This window comes from Roseateles toxinivorans (genome assembly GCF_004362525.1).
Taxonomy (GTDB): domain Bacteria; phylum Pseudomonadota; class Gammaproteobacteria; order Burkholderiales; family Burkholderiaceae_C; genus Paucibacter; species Paucibacter toxinivorans.
The window spans coordinates 1-14,447 of the sequence record NZ_SNXS01000020.1 but is presented as its reverse complement, the minus strand read 5'-3'; the positions used below and the strand labels follow the sequence as shown (position 1 = coordinate 14,447).

Genomic DNA, 14,447 nt, shown 5'->3' with positions numbered 1-14,447 from the left:
GACGGGGTTGAGCCCGCAACGCACGGGCCAGGTCACGCTAGGGCAAGCGCGGCGGCTTGCCCATCCCTACGATCGAAGTCCGGCCGGGATCGGCTCAGGCCTGGGCCAGCGCGGCCTGCATCGTGTGTCGCAGCGCGCGCAGCGCCTTCAGCTCCTGATCGGGGGCCTGCAGCGCCGGCCACAGCAGGGCGACCAGATCGCGGGCGCTCTGATCGACATCAAGCTGGCGACCGGTGCTGATGACCTCCCACAGCATGTGCTCCATGGGCCCGAACACCAGCGAGCGCAGCAGGCGCAGCGAGATGTCCTGCCGCACCTCGCCGCTGGCCTGGCCGCGGGCCAGGAGGTCCATCAGCGGCGCGGTGTAGCGGCGCTGCATGGCAACAAAGGCCTCGCCCAGCTCCTGGCCCGATTCACTTTTCGTGCGGCCCTCGGACAGCACCAGCGCGCATAGCCCCGTGCCCTGGATCAGGAACAGGCGCAGATGGGTATGGACGACGAACTCCAGCTGCTCGCGCACCGGCGCCGAGCGGGGCAGGCCGGTTTCTATGGTGTCGATGATCTCGTCGTACCAGTCGCCTATCACCCGCATGCACAGCTCGCGCTTGCCGCGGAAGTAGGTGAACACGGTGGCCTCGGAGATGCCAAGGCGCTGGGCGATCTCTATGGTGGTGGCGCGCTCGTAGCCGCGCTCGGCAAAGACCTCGCGGCCGACGCGCAGAATGTCTTTCACGCGCTGCTCGGCCTTGGCGCCGGCGGGGGCGCGGCGCTGGCTGGCGAGGGCGGGCTTGGTGGCTGTCACGGGCTCGATTCTGCGCAATATTTGAGTAAAGCTCAAGTGTTGCTTGCGCCGTTTTTTACGCTGCATTATCCTTGTGGCTTCGCGCCGCTTCAGTCACATGAGGCGGATGCGCTGTAACTAAATTGAGCCGAACTCAGTTTCGGCCGTCTTGACGACTGGAGACCCTATGCCGGCCCTGACCACCAAGCTCAACGCCCGTTCCGCCGACTTCAAGGCCAATGCCGAGGCCATGCGGGGCCTGGTCGAGGATCTGCAGGCCCAGCTGGGCAAGATCGCGCTGGGCGGCGGCGAGGCGGCGCGGGCCAAGCATGTGGCAAGAGGGAAGTTGTTGCCGCGCGACCGCGTCGAGATGCTGCTGGACCCGGGCACGCCCTTTCTGGAGCTGGCCCCGCTGGCCGCGCTGAACGTCTACAACAACGACGCACCGGCCGCTGGCATCGTGGCCGGCATCGGCCGGGTCTCTGGCGTCGAGTGCATGGTGGTCTGCAATGACGCCACCGTGAAGGGCGGCACCTACTACCCGCTGACGGTGAAGAAGCATCTGCGCGCGCAGGAGATCGCGCAACAGAACGGCCTGCCCTGTATCTATCTGGTCGACTCCGGCGGCGCCAATCTGCCGAACCAGGACGAGGTGTTCCCCGACCGCGACCACTTCGGCCGCATCTTCTACAACCAGGCCAACCTCAGCGCCCAGGGCATTCCGCAGATCGCTGTGGTGATGGGCTCCTGCACGGCAGGCGGCGCTTACGTGCCGGCGATGAGCGACGAGACCATCATCGTGAAGAATCAGGGCACGATCTTCCTCGGCGGCCCGCCGCTGGTGAAGGCGGCCACCGGCGAGGTCGTCAGCGCTGAAGACCTGGGCGGCGGTGATGTGCACACCCGTCTGTCCGGCGTGGCCGACCATCTGGCCAACAACGATATGCATGCGCTGGCTATTTGCCGCCAGTCGGTGGCGCGTCTGAACTGGCGCAAAAACAACCCGCTGGCCATGCAGGAGGCGCGCGCACCGCTGTTCGAGGCGTCCGAGCTGCATGGCGTGATCCCGACCGATACGCGTAAGCCCTTCGATGTGCGCGAGGTCATTGCCCGCGTCGTCGATGGCAGCGAGTTCGACGAGTTCAAGGCGCGCTATGGCGCCACCTTGGTTTGCGGTTTTGCGCACATAGAGGGCATGCCGGTGGGCATCATCGCCAACAACGGCATCCTGTTCGCCGAGAGTGCCAACAAGGGCGCCCACTTCATCGAGCTGTGCTGCCAGCGCAAGGTCCCGCTGATCTTCCTGCAGAACATCACCGGCTTCATGGTCGGCCGCAAGTACGAGAACGACGGCATTGCCCGCGCCGGCGCCAAGATGGTGACGGCCGTGGCCTGCGCCCAGGTGCCCAAGTTCACGGTGATCATCGGCGGCTCTTTTGGCGCCGGCAATTACGGCATGTGCGGCCGCGCCTACTCGCCCCGCTTCTTGTGGATGTGGCCCAACGCCCGCATCTCGGTGATGGGCGGCGAGCAGGCGGCCAGCGTGCTGTCCACGATACGCCGCGACGGCATCGAGGCCAAGGGTGGTGCCTGGAGCGCCGACGAGGAAGAGGCCTTCAAGTCGCCGATCCGCCAGCAGTACGAGGCCCAGGGCCACCCGTACTACGCCTCGGCCCGCATCTGGGACGACGGCGTGATCGACCCGGCCGACACCCGCCGCGTGCTGGCTCTGGGGCTGAGCGCCGCGCTGAACGCACCGATTCCCGAGACCAAGTTCGGCGTGTTCCGGATGTAAGGCCATGATCATCATCCGTCCCCTACAAGCCGACGACTCGCTGGACACGCTGACCGCGCTGCTGCACAAGGCCTATGCCTCGCTGGGCAAGCAGGGTTGGAACTTCACCGCCGTGTATCAGCCGGTCGAGCTGACGAAGAAGCGCATCGGCCAGGGCCAGTGCTTCGTCGCTTTTGAAGGCGACAAGCTCGTTGGCACGGTGCTGGTGCGTGGCCGCTACCGGCCTGAGCAGGACAGCTGGTGTCTGGACACGCCCTGGTATCTGCGCCGCGACACGGCCATTCTGTCGCAGTACGCGGTGGACCCCGACTGCCAGGGCCAGGGTCTGGGCGCCCGGCTGATGCAGACCGCCGAAGACTTTGCGCAGAGCCAGGGCTATGCCTATCTGGCGCTGGACACCGCCAAGCCGGCACGCCATCTGCGCAGCCGCTACGAGCGCAGCGGCTACCGGCCGGTCAAGGAGGTGCACTGGGAGGGCAAGACCTATCACAGCATCGTGATGGTCAAGGCCCTGGCACAGCCGCTGCTGCGGGCCTCGCTGCTGCGCATGGCCCGCTACAACAGCTGGGCCACCGAGCGGCTGCTGGCGGCCATTGCGACGCTGAGCGAAGACGACTATCGCCGCGACGCGGGGCTGTTCTTCAAGAGCATCCACGGCACTTTGAACCATCTGCGTGTCGGCGAGCAGTTACTGTGGTTGCCGCGCTTCGCGCGCGGCGAGTCGAACGTGCTGGCTCTTAACACCGAGGTCGAAACCGACAGGCAGTGCCTGGCCGCCGATCTGCAGCGGGACACCGAGGCCTGGGCGCCGGTGATCGCGGGCCTGAGCGACGAACGCCTGGCCGGAACCCTGGACTACCGCACCAGCAAGGGCGAGCCAGTCTCGCTGTCGCTGCTGGGCTGCCTGCAGCATGTGTTCAATCACAGCACGCACCACCGCGGCCAGATCACCGCCGCGCTCACCGCCATGGGCCACGCCTGCCCGGAACTGGATCTGGCCCACATGCTGCGCCAGGAGCCCCAGCCCGAAACCTTCCACGTCGAGGACTGAAAGATCATGGGCAATCTGAGCCTGCATATCGACGGCGCGCTGGCCACCGTCACGCTGACCCGGCCCGAGCTGCGCAATGCCTTCAACGAGGAGACGATTGCCGAGCTGTGCGCCACCTTCACCGGCCTGGCCAACCAGCCGGGCCTGCGCGCCATCGTGCTGGCCGCCGAGGGCAAGGCCTTCTGTGCCGGTGCCGACCTGAACTGGATGAAGGCCATGGCCGGCTACAGCTGGGACGAGAACCATGCCGATGCGGCTAAGCTGGCCGACATGCTGTGGGCCATCTACAGCTGCCCGGTGCCGGTGATCGCGCGGGTGCAAGGCGATGTCTATGCCGGGGGCGTGGGCCTGGTCAGCGTCTGCGACATCGTCGTGGCCAGCGACAACGTGGGCTTCTGCCTGTCCGAGGCCAAGCTCGGCCTGCTGCCGGCCACGATCAGCCCCTATGTCGTGCGGGCGCTCGGCGAGCAGGCCTCGCGCCGCTACTTCGTCACAGCCGAGCGCTTCTCGGCCGCCGAGGCACATCGCCTGGGTCTTGTGCATGAAGTAACCACGCCGGAGGCGCTGGACGAGAAGGTTAGCGCCCTGGTTGCGGCCCTGGTCGCCAACGGCCCGATGGCCGTGCGCGCCTGCAAGAAGCTGGTGCAGGACGTGGCCCATGCGCCCATCACGGCGGCGCTGCGCGACGACACGGCTCGCCGCATTGCCGACATCCGCGCCAGCGCCGAGGGGCGCGAGGGTGTGCAGAGCTTTCTGAACAAGAGCAAGCCCAGTTGGCTGGCCTGATGTCCGCGAACGCCCAGCAAGACCTGCAACGCCGCAGCCTCGCGGCGGTGTGGCACCCCTGCACGCAGATGGCGCGGGCGGCCGTTGCGCCGCCGCTGCCGATTGCGCGGGGCGAGGGCGCCTGGCTGTTCGACATGGAGGGCCGCCGCTATTTCGATGCCAACAGCTCCTGGTGGGTGAACCTGTTCGGTCATGCCGACGCGGGCATCAACAATGCGATCAAGCGCCAGCTCGACATCCTGCCCCATGTGATGCTGGCCGGCTGCACGCACGCGCCTGCGGTGGAGCTGGCCGAGAAGCTCTCTAGACTGACCGGCGGCACGCTGGGTCACACCTTCTTCGCCAGCGATGGCGCCAGCGCGGTGGAGATCGCGCTGAAGATGAGCTTTCACTCCTGGCGCAATCTGGGCCTCACGAACAAGCGCGAGTTCGTCTGCCTGAAGCATGGCTATCACGGCGAGACGATAGGCGCGCTGGCCGTTACCGACGTGGCCGTGTTCCGCGACGCCTACGACCCGCTGCTGATGCGCGCCCATGTGGTCGAGTCGCCCGACTCGCGGCTGGGGCCGGAGCAGGAGGCCCGCGCGGTGGCTGATCTGCGCCGCGCGTTGACCGAGAGACGCGGCCATGTCGCCGCGCTGATTATCGAGCCGCTGGTGCAGTGCGCGGCCGGCATGGCGATGCACGAGCCTTCTTACCTGCGCGCGGTGCGCCAGCTGTGCGATGAGTTCGACGTGCATCTGATCGCCGACGAGATTGCGGTTGGCTGCGGCCGCTCGGGCACGTTCTTCGCCTTCGAGCAGGGGGAGTGCGGGTGGCCTGACTTCATTACCCTTTCAAAGGGCATCAGTGGCGGCACCCTGCCTCTGTCGCTGGTGCTGACCACCGAGGCCGTCTATCAAAGCTTCTGGAGCGACGATGTCGCCCTCGGCTTTCTGCATTCGCACTCCTACACCGGCAATGCCCTGGCCTGCGCGGCGGCCAATGCGGTGCTGGACCGCTTTGCACACGACCAGGTGCTGGAGCAGAACATCGAGCAGGCGCGGCTGCTGGCCCAGGCCTTCGCGCCACTGGCAAGGGATGCCCGCGTCGAGCATTTGCGCCAGCGCGGCATGATGCTGGCGTTCGATGTGAAGCTGCCGGGCGATCGCTTCGCCGAGCGCTTCCACCTGGCGGCGCGCGAGCGCGAGCTGCTGATCAGGCCCATCGGCCGCACCGTCTACCTGATGCCACCCTATCTTGTTGACGCCGCCACGGCGCATTTCCTGTTCGACGCCGTTGCTGCGACCTTGAACGAGGTGCTGTCTGATGCTTCTTGAGCACCTGGCCACCAAGCTGCAGGCCATCGCCGCCAAGGACCTGACCCGCGTGCTGCGCGTTGCCGAGAGCGCCACCGCGCCGGTGCAGACCGTGCGCGGTGCCGACGGCCGGGCGCGCGAGCTACTGATGTTCTGCAGCAACGACTATCTGGGCCTGGCCGCGCACCCGGCGCTTGCCGAGGCCCTGATCGCCGGCGCGCGCCGCTACGGCGCAGGCTCGGGGGCCTCGCATCTGATCAGCGGCCACTCGGCGGCCCATGCGGCGCTGGAGCAGGCGGTGGCCGAAGTCGTGTCCGGCGAGATTCCGCAGGCACAGGCGCTGTTCTTCTGCACCGGCTATATGGCCAATCTGGCCGTGCTGACGGCGCTGGGCGATGCCGGGGCGGCGATCTTCTCCGAGGAGCTGAACCATGCCTCGCTGATCGACGGCGCCCGCCTGGCCAAGGCCGAGGTGCAGCGCTACGCGCACCGCGACATGGCCCAGCTGGCCGCGCTGCTGCAAGCCAGCACGGCCCGCATCAAGCTGATCGTCACCGATGCGGTGTTCAGCATGGACGGCGATCTGGCACCGCTGGGCGAACTGCTGGCGCTGGCCGAGCGGCATGACGCCTGGCTGATCGTCGATGACGCCCATGGCTTTGGCGTGCTGGGCCCGCAGGGGCGCGGCAGCTTGGCGCATTTCGGCCTGCGCAGCGAGCGGCTGGTACTGGTCGGCACGCTGGGCAAGGCGGCCGGCGTGGCCGGCGCTTTCGTCGCCGCGCACCCGACGATCACGCAGTACCTGCTGCAGGCCGCAAGGCCGTACATCTTCACCACCGCCGCGCCGCCGGCCGTGGCCCATGCCTTGCTGACCAGCTTGGAGCTGATGGCATCGGGCGAGGGCGAGCAACGACGCGCGAACCTGCGCCAGCGCCAGGCCCAGCTGCGGGAAGGCATCGCCAACATCCTCGCCGCGCATCCAAGCCTGAACTGGCGCCTGGCGAAATCCGACACGCCCGTGCAGCCGCTGATCATCGGCGACAACGCCGCCGCGCTGGCGCTTGCCGCGCGGCTGGAGCGCGAGGGTCTGCGCGTGCCGGCCATCCGCCCGCCGACAGTGCCGGCCGGCACCGCGCGGCTGCGCATCACGCTGTGCGCCATGCACACCGAAGCCCACATCCAGCGCCTGCTCGACGCACTGGCCCAGGCCGCCGCGGAGGCTTCAGCATGAGGGGCCTGTTCATCACCGGCACCGACACCGAGATCGGCAAGACTTGCGTCAGCGCCGGCCTTACGCACCGCTTTGCGCAGGCGGGCCTGAAAGTCGCCGCGATCAAACCGATTGCCGCGGGCCAGGACTTCATCGATGGCCGCTGGATCAACGAGGACGTGCAGCAACTGCGCGAGGCCGGCAATCTGGGCTTGAGCGACGCCGAGGTCGGCCCGCTGCAGTTCCGCGCCGCCTGCGCGCCGCATATCGCCGCCCGGCTGGAAGACCGCGAGATCGAACGCGAGCCGCTGCTGGCGGCCGTGTGTCGCGTCGCCGACCGGGCCGACGTCGCCGTCATCGAAGGCGTCGGCGGTTTTCGTGTGCCGCTGACCGCTGACTGGGACACGGCCGACCTCGCCGTCGATCTGCGGCTGCCCGTCGTGCTGGTCGTCGGCCTGCGCCTGGGCTGCATCAACCATGCGCTGCTGACCGCCGAGGCGATACGCTCACGCGGGCTCAGCTTGGCCGGCTGGGTCGCCAACACGGTGGACCCGGACATGCCCCATCTGCAAGACAATTTGCAGGCCTTGGAGCGCCATCTGGACGCCCCCTGCTGGGGCCTCGTGCCACGCCTCGAATCCCCGACGCCGGCCGTCGTGGCAGCCGCTCTGAATCACCACGCCGGCCAGTTCCTGGCCGATTACCTGACACCAGCATCCGCATGAACCAAATCCAGACCCTGACCCCCACCACCGACGAACACCGCCGCAACAGCAAGGCCTGGACGGTCGACGAGGTGGCGGCGCTGTTCGAGCTGCCGTTCAACGACCTGATGTTCCGCGCACAGCAGACCCACCGCGAACGTTTCGATGCCAATGCGGTGCAGCTGTCGACGTTGCTGTCGATCAAGACCGGCGGCTGCGAGGAGGATTGCGCCTACTGCCCGCAGTCGGCCCACTTCGACACGGGTCTGAAGGCCGACAAGCTGATCCCGCTGCAAGAGGTGGTCGAGGCCGCCCGCGCAGCCAAGGCCAATGGCGCGACGCGTTTCTGCATGGGCGCGGCCTGGCGCTCGCCCAAGGACCGGCATCTGGAAGCCATCGGCGAGATGGTCAGGGAAGTGAAGGCCATGGGCCTGGAGACCTGCCTGACCGCCGGCATGCTGGCCGACGGCCAGGCCGAGCAGTTGCGCGATGCGGGCCTGGACTACTACAACCACAACCTCGACACCGCCCCCGAGTTCTACGGCCAGATCATCACCACCCGCACCTACCAGGACCGCCTGGACACGCTGGACCGCGTGCGCACCGTCGGCCTCAAGGTCTGCTCGGGCGGCATCGTCGGCATGGGCGAGACCCGCCGCCAGCGCGCCGGCCTGATCGTGCAACTCGCCAATCTGGACCCCTACCCTGAGTCGGTGCCGATCAACAACCTGGTCCAGGTCGAAGGCACGCCGCTGGCCGGCACGGCCGAGCTGGACCCGCTGGAGTTCATCCGCACGATCGCCGTGGCCCGTATCACCATGCCCCGAGCAATGGTCCGCCTGTCGGCCGGCCGCGAACAGATGCCAGAGACGATGCAGGCGCTGTGCTTTCTGGCCGGCGCCAACAGCATGTTCTACGGCGACAAGCTCCTGACCACCAGCAACCCGCAGGCCGAGGCCGACCGCGCTTTGCTCAGGCGTCTGGGCATGCGCTGCTCGACCGAGGCGGGGCTTGCCTCGACGCATTGATGGACCCCGTAGCCCGGATGAAGCGCAGCGCAATCCGGGGCGAATCGCCGATGAGACACCCCGGATTGGCATCCGGGCTACCAAGCTGAACTGGAGACAGAGATGTTCAACAAGATCCTGATTGCCAATCGCGGCGAGATCGCCTGCCGTGTTGCCGCAACCGCGCGCCGCCTGGGCGTGAAGACCGTGGCCGTGTACTCCGAGGCCGACGCCCAGGCCCGCCATGTGCGCGTCTGCGACGAGGCGGTGCTGATCGGTGGCGCCGCGCCGCGCGATAGCTATCTGCGCTGGGAGCGCATCATCGAGGCGGCCAAGGCCACCGGCGCCCAGGCCGTGCACCCGGGCTATGGCTTCCTCAGCGAGAACGAGGAGTTCGCGCAGGCCTGCGCCGATGCCGGCATTGCCTTCATCGGCCCGCCGCCGTCCGCCATCAAGGCGATGGGCCTGAAGGCCGAGTCGAAGCGCCTGATGGAGCAGGCCGGCGTGCCGCTGGTGCCGGGCTATCACGGTGCCAGTCAAGACCTGGCGCTGCTGAAGTCCGAGGCCGATCGCATCGGCTACCCGGTGCTGATCAAGGCCAGCGCCGGCGGCGGCGGCAAGGGCATGCGCGCGGTGGACAAGGCCGAGGACTTCGAGGCCGCGCTGGCCTCCTGCAAGCGCGAGGCGATCAACAGCTTTGGCGACGACGCGGTGCTGGTCGAGCGCTATGTGCAGAAGCCCCGCCATATCGAGATCCAGGTCTTTGGCGACAGCCATGGCGACTGCGTCTATCTGCACGAGCGCGACTGCTCGGTGCAGCGCCGCCACCAGAAGGTGCTGGAAGAAGCACCGGCCCCGGGCATGACGGCCGAGCGCCGCAAGCAGATGGGCGAGGCTGCGGTGGCCGCAGCCAAGGCAGTCGGCTACGTTGGCGCCGGCACGGTCGAGTTCATCGCCGAGCAGGACGGCCGTTTCTACTTCATGGAGATGAACACGCGGCTGCAGGTCGAGCACCCGGTCACCGAGGCCATCACCGGCCAGGATCTGGTCGAGTGGCAGCTGCGCGTGGCCGCGGGTGAACCGCTACCCTTGAAGCAGGAACAGATCCCGATGCGGGGCCATGCGATCGAGGCCCGCATCTGCGCCGAGAACCCCGACGCCAACTTCCTGCCCGCCACCGGTACCCTGCATGTGGCGCGCTGGCCGGCGCACGTGAGCTTCGAGCGCGGCGATGTGCGCATCGACAGCGGCGTCGGCGAGGGCGATGCGATCAGCCCCAACTACGACTCGATGATTGCCAAACTGATCGTCTGGGGCGAGGACCGTGCCCAGGCGCTGGCAAGGCTCGACGCCGCGCTGCGCGACACGCACATCGCCGGCCTGCACACCAATGTGGCCTTTCTGCGCCGCGTGGTGAACAGCCACTCGTTTGCCAGCGCTGATCTGGACACGGCGCTGATCCCGCGCGAGCACAAGGCCCTGTTCGAGTCGGCACCGCTGGCGCTGGAGCTGGTGGCCGCCGGTGTGGTGGCCCATGCGCTGGAGGCGAGCAAGCAGGACAAGGATCCGTGGTCCAAGCCCGATGGCTGGCGCATGTTCGGTGCCGCCAATCGCCGCTTCGACCTCGAGGTGGGGGGCACGCATCACGAGGTGCTGCTGGCCCGTCGCCATGGCGGCGGCATGGTGCTGACGGTAGCGGGGCGCGAGATTGCGCTGGCCGTTGACAGCTCCGGCCTGGAGCGCCACGAGGTGGTGCTGGGCGAGGGCCTCGCGTCGCAACGCACGCTGTTGCAGGTCTATGCCCATGGCGAGAAGGTCAGTGTGTTCGCACCGCACGGCTCGGCCGTGGTCACCGAGGTGGACCTGATCGCCCACGCCGGCGACGGCGCTGCCGAGGGCGGCCGCCTGACCGCACCGATGCCCGGCAAGCTGATCGCCTTCCTGGCCAAGGTGGGCGATGCCGTCACCAAGGGCCAGCCGCTGGCGGTGATGGAGGCGATGAAGATGGAGCACACGATCACCGCGCCGCGCGATGGCGTGGTGGCCGAGCTGATGTTCGGCATCGGCGACCAGGTCGGCGATGGCGCTGCGCTCTTGAGTCTGCAATGAACCCACCCCGGATTGCATCCGGGCTACCTGAGGAATCACCATGATGCCCACCCACGTCACCCTCGTCGATGTCGGCCCCCGCGATGGATTGCAGAACGAGAAGGAGCCGGTGTCTACCGAGCACAAGGCCCAGCTGGTGGCCATGCTGCAGGCGGCCGGCCTGAAGGAGATCGAGGTCACCAGCTTCGTCAGCCCGAAGTGGGTGCCGCAGATGGCCGACAACCTGGCGGTGATGGCCGCCATTCAAAGACAGCCCGGCGTGCGCTACAGCGTGCTGACGCCGAATATGAAGGGCCTGGAGGCGGCGCTGCCGACGAAGCCCGACGAGATCGTCGTCTTCGCCGCGGCCAGCGAGGCCTTCAGCCAGAAGAACATCAATTGCTCGATCGCCGAGAGCATAGCCCGCTTCGCTCCGGTGGTCGAGTTCGCGCATGCCGCCGGCATCAAGGTGCGCGGCGCGCTGTCCTGTGCGCTCGGTTGCCCCTACGAGGGGGAAATCAGCGCCGACCAGGTTGAACACGTCGTCCGGCTGATGAAGGACATCGGTGTCGACCACATGGGCGTGGCCGACACGATTGGCGTGGGCACGCCGCGCAAGGTTCAGGCGGCGATGGAGCGGGCGCTGAAGCACTATCCGCTGGTCGAGGTCAGCGGCCATTTCCACGACACCTACGGTCAGGCGCTGTCCAACATCTACGCCTGTCTGGAACTGGGCGTGCACAACTTCGACGCCAGCGTAGCCGGCCTCGGCGGTTGCCCCTATGCCAAGGGCGCGACCGGCAATGTCGCGACCGAGGACGTGGTCTTCATGCTCAATGGCCTGGGCATAGATACCGGCATCGACATCGACAAGCTGGTCGACGCCGGCGCCTTCATCTCCGGCGTGCTGGGCCGGCCGCCGGTGTCGCGGGTCGGTCGGGCCCTGCTGGCCAAGCGGGCCGGTTGAGCGGGTGGCCCGGGGCCTTGGTCTTGGACTATGCCCGGATGCGTTGAGGCTGTCTGAGGTTTCTGCGGGTCAGGAAGCCCATGGCCGCCAGGCCTGCGGCCCACAGCGCCCAGCTGCCGGGTTCGGGCACCGGCGTCACCGCCACGGCGGCCATATTGTGGCTGACCCGCTTCCACTGCGTGGTGCCGGTCGCCAGGGTCGAGGCCTCGCCCCATGAGACCGAGGCCGCGCCACCGGCGGCATACAGGGCGTTGTCGCTGAGCACGAGTGAACCGTCCTGGTAGACATTTACCGTGGTGCCGGCACCGGTGCCCAGTGCCTCCATGCGATAGGTATGGAACGCATCGTCGGTGTCGACGGCGGCGGTGTCACCCGCCGAGTTGTCACCGTTGCGGATGTAGATCAGGTCCTTTCTGATCTCCAGCACCGCGATGCGTCCGTTGTCGAAGCGAAAGCTCATATGCCCGGGAGCGCGCCACCAGCCCGAAGTCTGGCTGCCGGAGATGTATCTCATCTCGGCCTCCAGCCAGAAGGGTGCCCCGCTGGAGAAGTCCAGATCGACGCCGCCCATGGTGTAGTACTGCCGGGCACTGTGGGCGGCGCTGGTCTGTATGCTCAGCACGCCGCCGGCAAAGCTCGGCGAGCCAGCGCCCTCGTCGATCAGGGCCCAGCCGGGGTCCGCCTGCTCCGGCAGCAGGTTGGACGACCCGTCCCACGTGCTCACCAGGGCCTGGGCGGATGACGCCATCGCGGCGAGCGTGGCGGTGGCGACGAGGCGGCGGTAGGGCATGTCTGGGCTCCTGCAAAGCACGTGACGAGCGGGTGCTGGGCGCAGTCTAGGATTGACCCATGGTGGTGCGAATCCCCGACCCTCGGGGGCAGGCCGGTGAGCCCTTTGGCGCGGAAATGCGGCGTGCCCGGCGACCGATCCCTCAGGCGGCCAGGTAGCGCAGCATCAGCCCCACCCCGCGCCCATCAAGGCCGTCAACGAAGTCCAGCGCCGCACCCTCGCGCTCGGCGATGCGCTTGACGATCGCCAGGCCCAGGCCGGTGCCTTGCTCGCTGCTGCCGGGTACGCGATAGAAGCGCTCGAACACGCGCTCCCGCTGCGCCGGGGCGATGCCGCGGCCGTTGTCGCGCACGCGCAGCTCCAGTGCCGAGGACTCGACCTGCAGCAGGACCTCGACCCGGCCACCCGCCGGTGTGTAGCGGATGGCGTTGTCCACCAGGTTGTTGATGACGGAGCAAAAGCCCGAGCGGTCCAGCGCCCACGTCAGGCTGTCCGGGGCCTGCAGCGAGAGCTCGATGCCGCGTGGCCGTGCCAGGGCCGCCAGCAGGGCGTTCAACTCCTGCACCACCGGGGCGGTCTCGGCATAGAGCCTGTCCACCTGCACCGGGGCCACCTCGCCGGCCCGCCGCTGCGCACGGTGACCCAGATCACCAGCTCGTGCCACAGGAACACGCCCAGCTGCGATTGCAGCACCACCCACAGCAGGGGCAGCATGCTGCTCAGGCGCACCTGCATCGGCTCGGCCATCTGCACCAGCTGTGCGCCGTTGCTGGAGGCCACGGTCAGCAGCCGGTAGGGTTGCCCGGCGAATTCCGTCTCGACATAGCCGGGCTGCAGCGGCGCCAGGGCCTCGATGGGTGCGCCGGCACTGCGATACAGCAGCCGTCCGTCTGCCCGCCAGACCTGGTACAGCGGCTGGGCCACGGCGCCCAGTGCGTCGCGGCCGCTGGCCTGCTGCAACGCGGTCTCGGTGGTTTGCAGGCGCAGCGCCAGCGCCTGCTGCGCGGTCTATCCGCCGGCCGCCTCGGCCAAGGCGCTGCCGAACTGCTGCAGGCGCGCATCCAGCTGGCTTTCGCCACGCTGCAGCGCCTGCCAGGTCATCAGGCTGGCCAGCACCATCCAGGCGATCACCAGGGCCAGTGCCTGCCAGGCGATCAGCCGGCGTATCAGCGAGGGGTGGTTCATGGTGCGGTGCTTGGCAGATCGAGCACATAGCCGACGCCGCGTACCGTGCCGATCCAACCATTGCCCAGCTTCTTGCGCAGCTTGTAGACGTGCACATCGATGGCATTGCTGTCCAGCGCATCGGCGGCGCTGTGGGTCCGCTCGATCTGGGGGCGTGTCATGACCCGGCCGGGTTCGGCGGCCAGAGCCAGCAGGATGTCGTACTCGCGCGATGACAGGGCCACCTCCTCGTTTTCGAGCAAGATGCGCCGGCGCGCCGTGTCTATGCTCAGTGCGCCGAGTTGCCAGGTGTTGCTGACCTGGCCGCTGTGGCGGCGCAAGAGGGCGCGCACCCGCGACAACAGCTCCTCCATTGCGAAGGGCCTGGCCAGATAGTCGTCGGCGCCGGCATCCAGGCCCTGCACGCGTTCGCTGATGCTGTCGCGCGCGGTGATCATCATCACCGGCGTGGCCCGGCCCAGGCCGCGCCACCAGCCCAGCAGCGAAAGGCCGGTTTCGTCGGGCAGACAGATGTCCAGCAGCAGCAGCGCGAAGTCCATCTCATCGAGAAAGCGTCGGGCGTCGCCGGCACTGCGCAGCCACACCACATGATGGCCGGCCATAGCCAGCACCCGCTGCAGAGAATTGCCCAGCGGAAGATCATCCTCGACGAGAAGAACAGTGGCCATCGTTGCACTTCGGGCTGCTTGTTAGGGAAGGTCTGCACAAAGCGCAGTCATCGGTGCTGGCCCCGACCTGAAGTGGAATGTTGAAGCCCGCTGCGCTAGCGGCACTTGGTTTTGCCG

The 14,447-nt window shown here is 67.9% G+C and carries 15 protein-coding genes; 9 read left to right on the top strand and 6 right to left on the bottom strand.

The genetic code is table 11. From position 1 onward, the window contains the following. Window positions 1-94: 94 nt before the first annotated feature. Window positions 95-802, bottom strand: coding sequence for a TetR/AcrR family transcriptional regulator (locus DES47_RS28445; RefSeq protein WP_243748496.1), 708 nt, complete (start codon window positions 800-802; stop codon window positions 95-97). A gap of 166 nt (window positions 803-968) precedes the next feature. Between DES47_RS28445 and DES47_RS28440 the strand changes: the two genes are divergently transcribed. The 9 genes from DES47_RS28440 to DES47_RS28400 all read left to right on the top strand — a co-directional run bounded on the left by DES47_RS28440 (window position 969) and on the right by DES47_RS28400 (window position 11,687). Then, entirely contained in the window at window positions 969-2,576 is a 1,608-nt protein-coding gene (locus tag DES47_RS28440) for a carboxyl transferase domain-containing protein (protein WP_133704174.1), read from the top strand. Window positions 2,577-2,580: 4 nt separating this feature from the next. After that, window positions 2,581-3,627, top strand: a complete 1,047-nt coding sequence (locus DES47_RS29690; RefSeq protein WP_133704173.1) for a DinB family protein — start codon at window positions 2,581-2,583, stop codon at window positions 3,625-3,627. Between the two features lie 6 nt (window positions 3,628-3,633). Next, a complete protein-coding gene (locus tag DES47_RS28430) occupies window positions 3,634-4,413 on the top strand; it encodes an enoyl-CoA hydratase/isomerase family protein (RefSeq protein ID WP_133704172.1) in 780 nt (259 codons plus the stop codon). Next, window positions 4,413-5,732: an adenosylmethionine--8-amino-7-oxononanoate transaminase gene (gene bioA / locus DES47_RS28425; protein ID WP_133704171.1), complete on the top strand. Its 1,320-nt coding sequence runs from the start codon at window positions 4,413-4,415 to the stop codon at window positions 5,730-5,732. Before DES47_RS28430 ends, bioA begins: the two co-directional genes overlap by 1 nt. Beyond that, complete coding sequence (gene bioF, locus DES47_RS28420; RefSeq protein WP_133704170.1) at window positions 5,722-6,942, top strand: 8-amino-7-oxononanoate synthase; 1,221 nt, start codon at window positions 5,722-5,724, stop codon at window positions 6,940-6,942. The genes bioA and bioF overlap by 11 nt, the downstream gene beginning before the upstream one ends. Beyond that, on the top strand, window positions 6,939-7,646 hold the full coding sequence (gene bioD, locus DES47_RS28415) for a dethiobiotin synthase (RefSeq protein WP_133704169.1): 708 nt from the start codon (window positions 6,939-6,941) through the stop codon (window positions 7,644-7,646). The genes bioF and bioD overlap by 4 nt, the downstream gene beginning before the upstream one ends. Then, window positions 7,643-8,653: a biotin synthase BioB gene (gene bioB, locus DES47_RS28410; RefSeq protein ID WP_133704168.1), complete on the top strand. Its 1,011-nt coding sequence runs from the start codon at window positions 7,643-7,645 to the stop codon at window positions 8,651-8,653. Before bioD ends, bioB begins: the two co-directional genes overlap by 4 nt. 102 nt (window positions 8,654-8,755) lie before the next feature. Then, window positions 8,756-10,741 carry an acetyl/propionyl/methylcrotonyl-CoA carboxylase subunit alpha gene (locus DES47_RS28405; RefSeq protein ID WP_133704167.1) on the top strand — a complete coding sequence of 662 codons (1,986 nt, stop codon included), beginning with the start codon at window positions 8,756-8,758 and terminating at the stop codon, window positions 10,739-10,741. A gap of 40 nt (window positions 10,742-10,781) precedes the next feature. Further along, window positions 10,782-11,687 carry a hydroxymethylglutaryl-CoA lyase gene (locus tag DES47_RS28400; RefSeq protein ID WP_133704166.1) on the top strand — a complete coding sequence of 302 codons (906 nt, stop codon included), beginning with the start codon at window positions 10,782-10,784 and terminating at the stop codon, window positions 11,685-11,687. 28 nt (window positions 11,688-11,715) lie between these two features. Here the strand turns inward: DES47_RS28400 and DES47_RS28395 are convergent, their stop codons facing one another. The 5 genes from DES47_RS28395 to DES47_RS28380 form a co-directional block, all read right to left on the bottom strand. Then, window positions 11,716-12,477 carry a PEP-CTERM sorting domain-containing protein gene (locus DES47_RS28395; RefSeq protein WP_133704165.1) on the bottom strand — a complete coding sequence of 254 codons (762 nt, stop codon included), beginning with the start codon at window positions 12,475-12,477 and terminating at the stop codon, window positions 11,716-11,718. A gap of 142 nt (window positions 12,478-12,619) precedes the next feature. Next, a complete protein-coding gene (locus tag DES47_RS28390; RefSeq protein ID WP_166652235.1) occupies window positions 12,620-13,075 on the bottom strand; it encodes a sensor histidine kinase in 456 nt (151 codons plus the stop codon). Then, window positions 13,030-13,437, bottom strand: a complete 408-nt coding sequence (locus DES47_RS28385) for a sensor histidine kinase N-terminal domain-containing protein (protein WP_166652234.1) — start codon at window positions 13,435-13,437, stop codon at window positions 13,030-13,032. The genes DES47_RS28390 and DES47_RS28385 overlap by 46 nt, the downstream gene beginning before the upstream one ends. A gap of 48 nt (window positions 13,438-13,485) precedes the next feature. Further along, window positions 13,486-13,662: a hypothetical protein gene (locus DES47_RS28895; RefSeq protein ID WP_166652233.1), complete on the bottom strand. Its 177-nt coding sequence runs from the start codon at window positions 13,660-13,662 to the stop codon at window positions 13,486-13,488. Then, entirely contained in the window at window positions 13,659-14,330 is a 672-nt protein-coding gene (locus DES47_RS28380; protein ID WP_133704162.1) for a response regulator transcription factor, read from the bottom strand. The genes DES47_RS28895 and DES47_RS28380 overlap by 4 nt, the downstream gene beginning before the upstream one ends. Window positions 14,331-14,447 lie beyond the last annotated feature (117 nt).

Excerpts from the sequence above, each read along its gene's own strand:
- DES47_RS28440 (WP_133704174.1), top strand. The coding sequence starts at position 969 with ATGCCGGCCCTGACCACCAAGCTCAACGCCCGTTCCGCCGACTTCAAG.
- DES47_RS29690 (WP_133704173.1), top strand. The coding sequence starts at position 2,581 with ATGATCATCATCCGTCCCCTACAAGCCGACGACTCGCTGGACACGCTG.
- DES47_RS28430 (WP_133704172.1), top strand. The coding sequence starts at position 3,634 with ATGGGCAATCTGAGCCTGCATATCGACGGCGCGCTGGCCACCGTCACG.
- bioA (WP_133704171.1), top strand. The coding sequence starts at position 4,413 with ATGTCCGCGAACGCCCAGCAAGACCTGCAACGCCGCAGCCTCGCGGCG.
- bioF (WP_133704170.1), top strand. The coding sequence starts at position 5,722 with ATGCTTCTTGAGCACCTGGCCACCAAGCTGCAGGCCATCGCCGCCAAG.
- bioD (WP_133704169.1), top strand. The coding sequence starts at position 6,939 with ATGAGGGGCCTGTTCATCACCGGCACCGACACCGAGATCGGCAAGACT.
- bioB (WP_133704168.1), top strand. The coding sequence starts at position 7,643 with ATGAACCAAATCCAGACCCTGACCCCCACCACCGACGAACACCGCCGC.
- DES47_RS28405 (WP_133704167.1), top strand. The coding sequence starts at position 8,756 with ATGTTCAACAAGATCCTGATTGCCAATCGCGGCGAGATCGCCTGCCGT.
- DES47_RS28400 (WP_133704166.1), top strand. The coding sequence starts at position 10,782 with ATGATGCCCACCCACGTCACCCTCGTCGATGTCGGCCCCCGCGATGGA.
- DES47_RS28395 (WP_133704165.1), bottom strand. The coding sequence starts at position 12,477 with ATGCCCTACCGCCGCCTCGTCGCCACCGCCACGCTCGCCGCGATGGCG.
- DES47_RS28895 (WP_166652233.1), bottom strand. The coding sequence starts at position 13,662 with ATGAACCACCCCTCGCTGATACGCCGGCTGATCGCCTGGCAGGCACTG.
- DES47_RS28380 (WP_133704162.1), bottom strand. The coding sequence starts at position 14,330 with ATGGCCACTGTTCTTCTCGTCGAGGATGATCTTCCGCTGGGCAATTCT.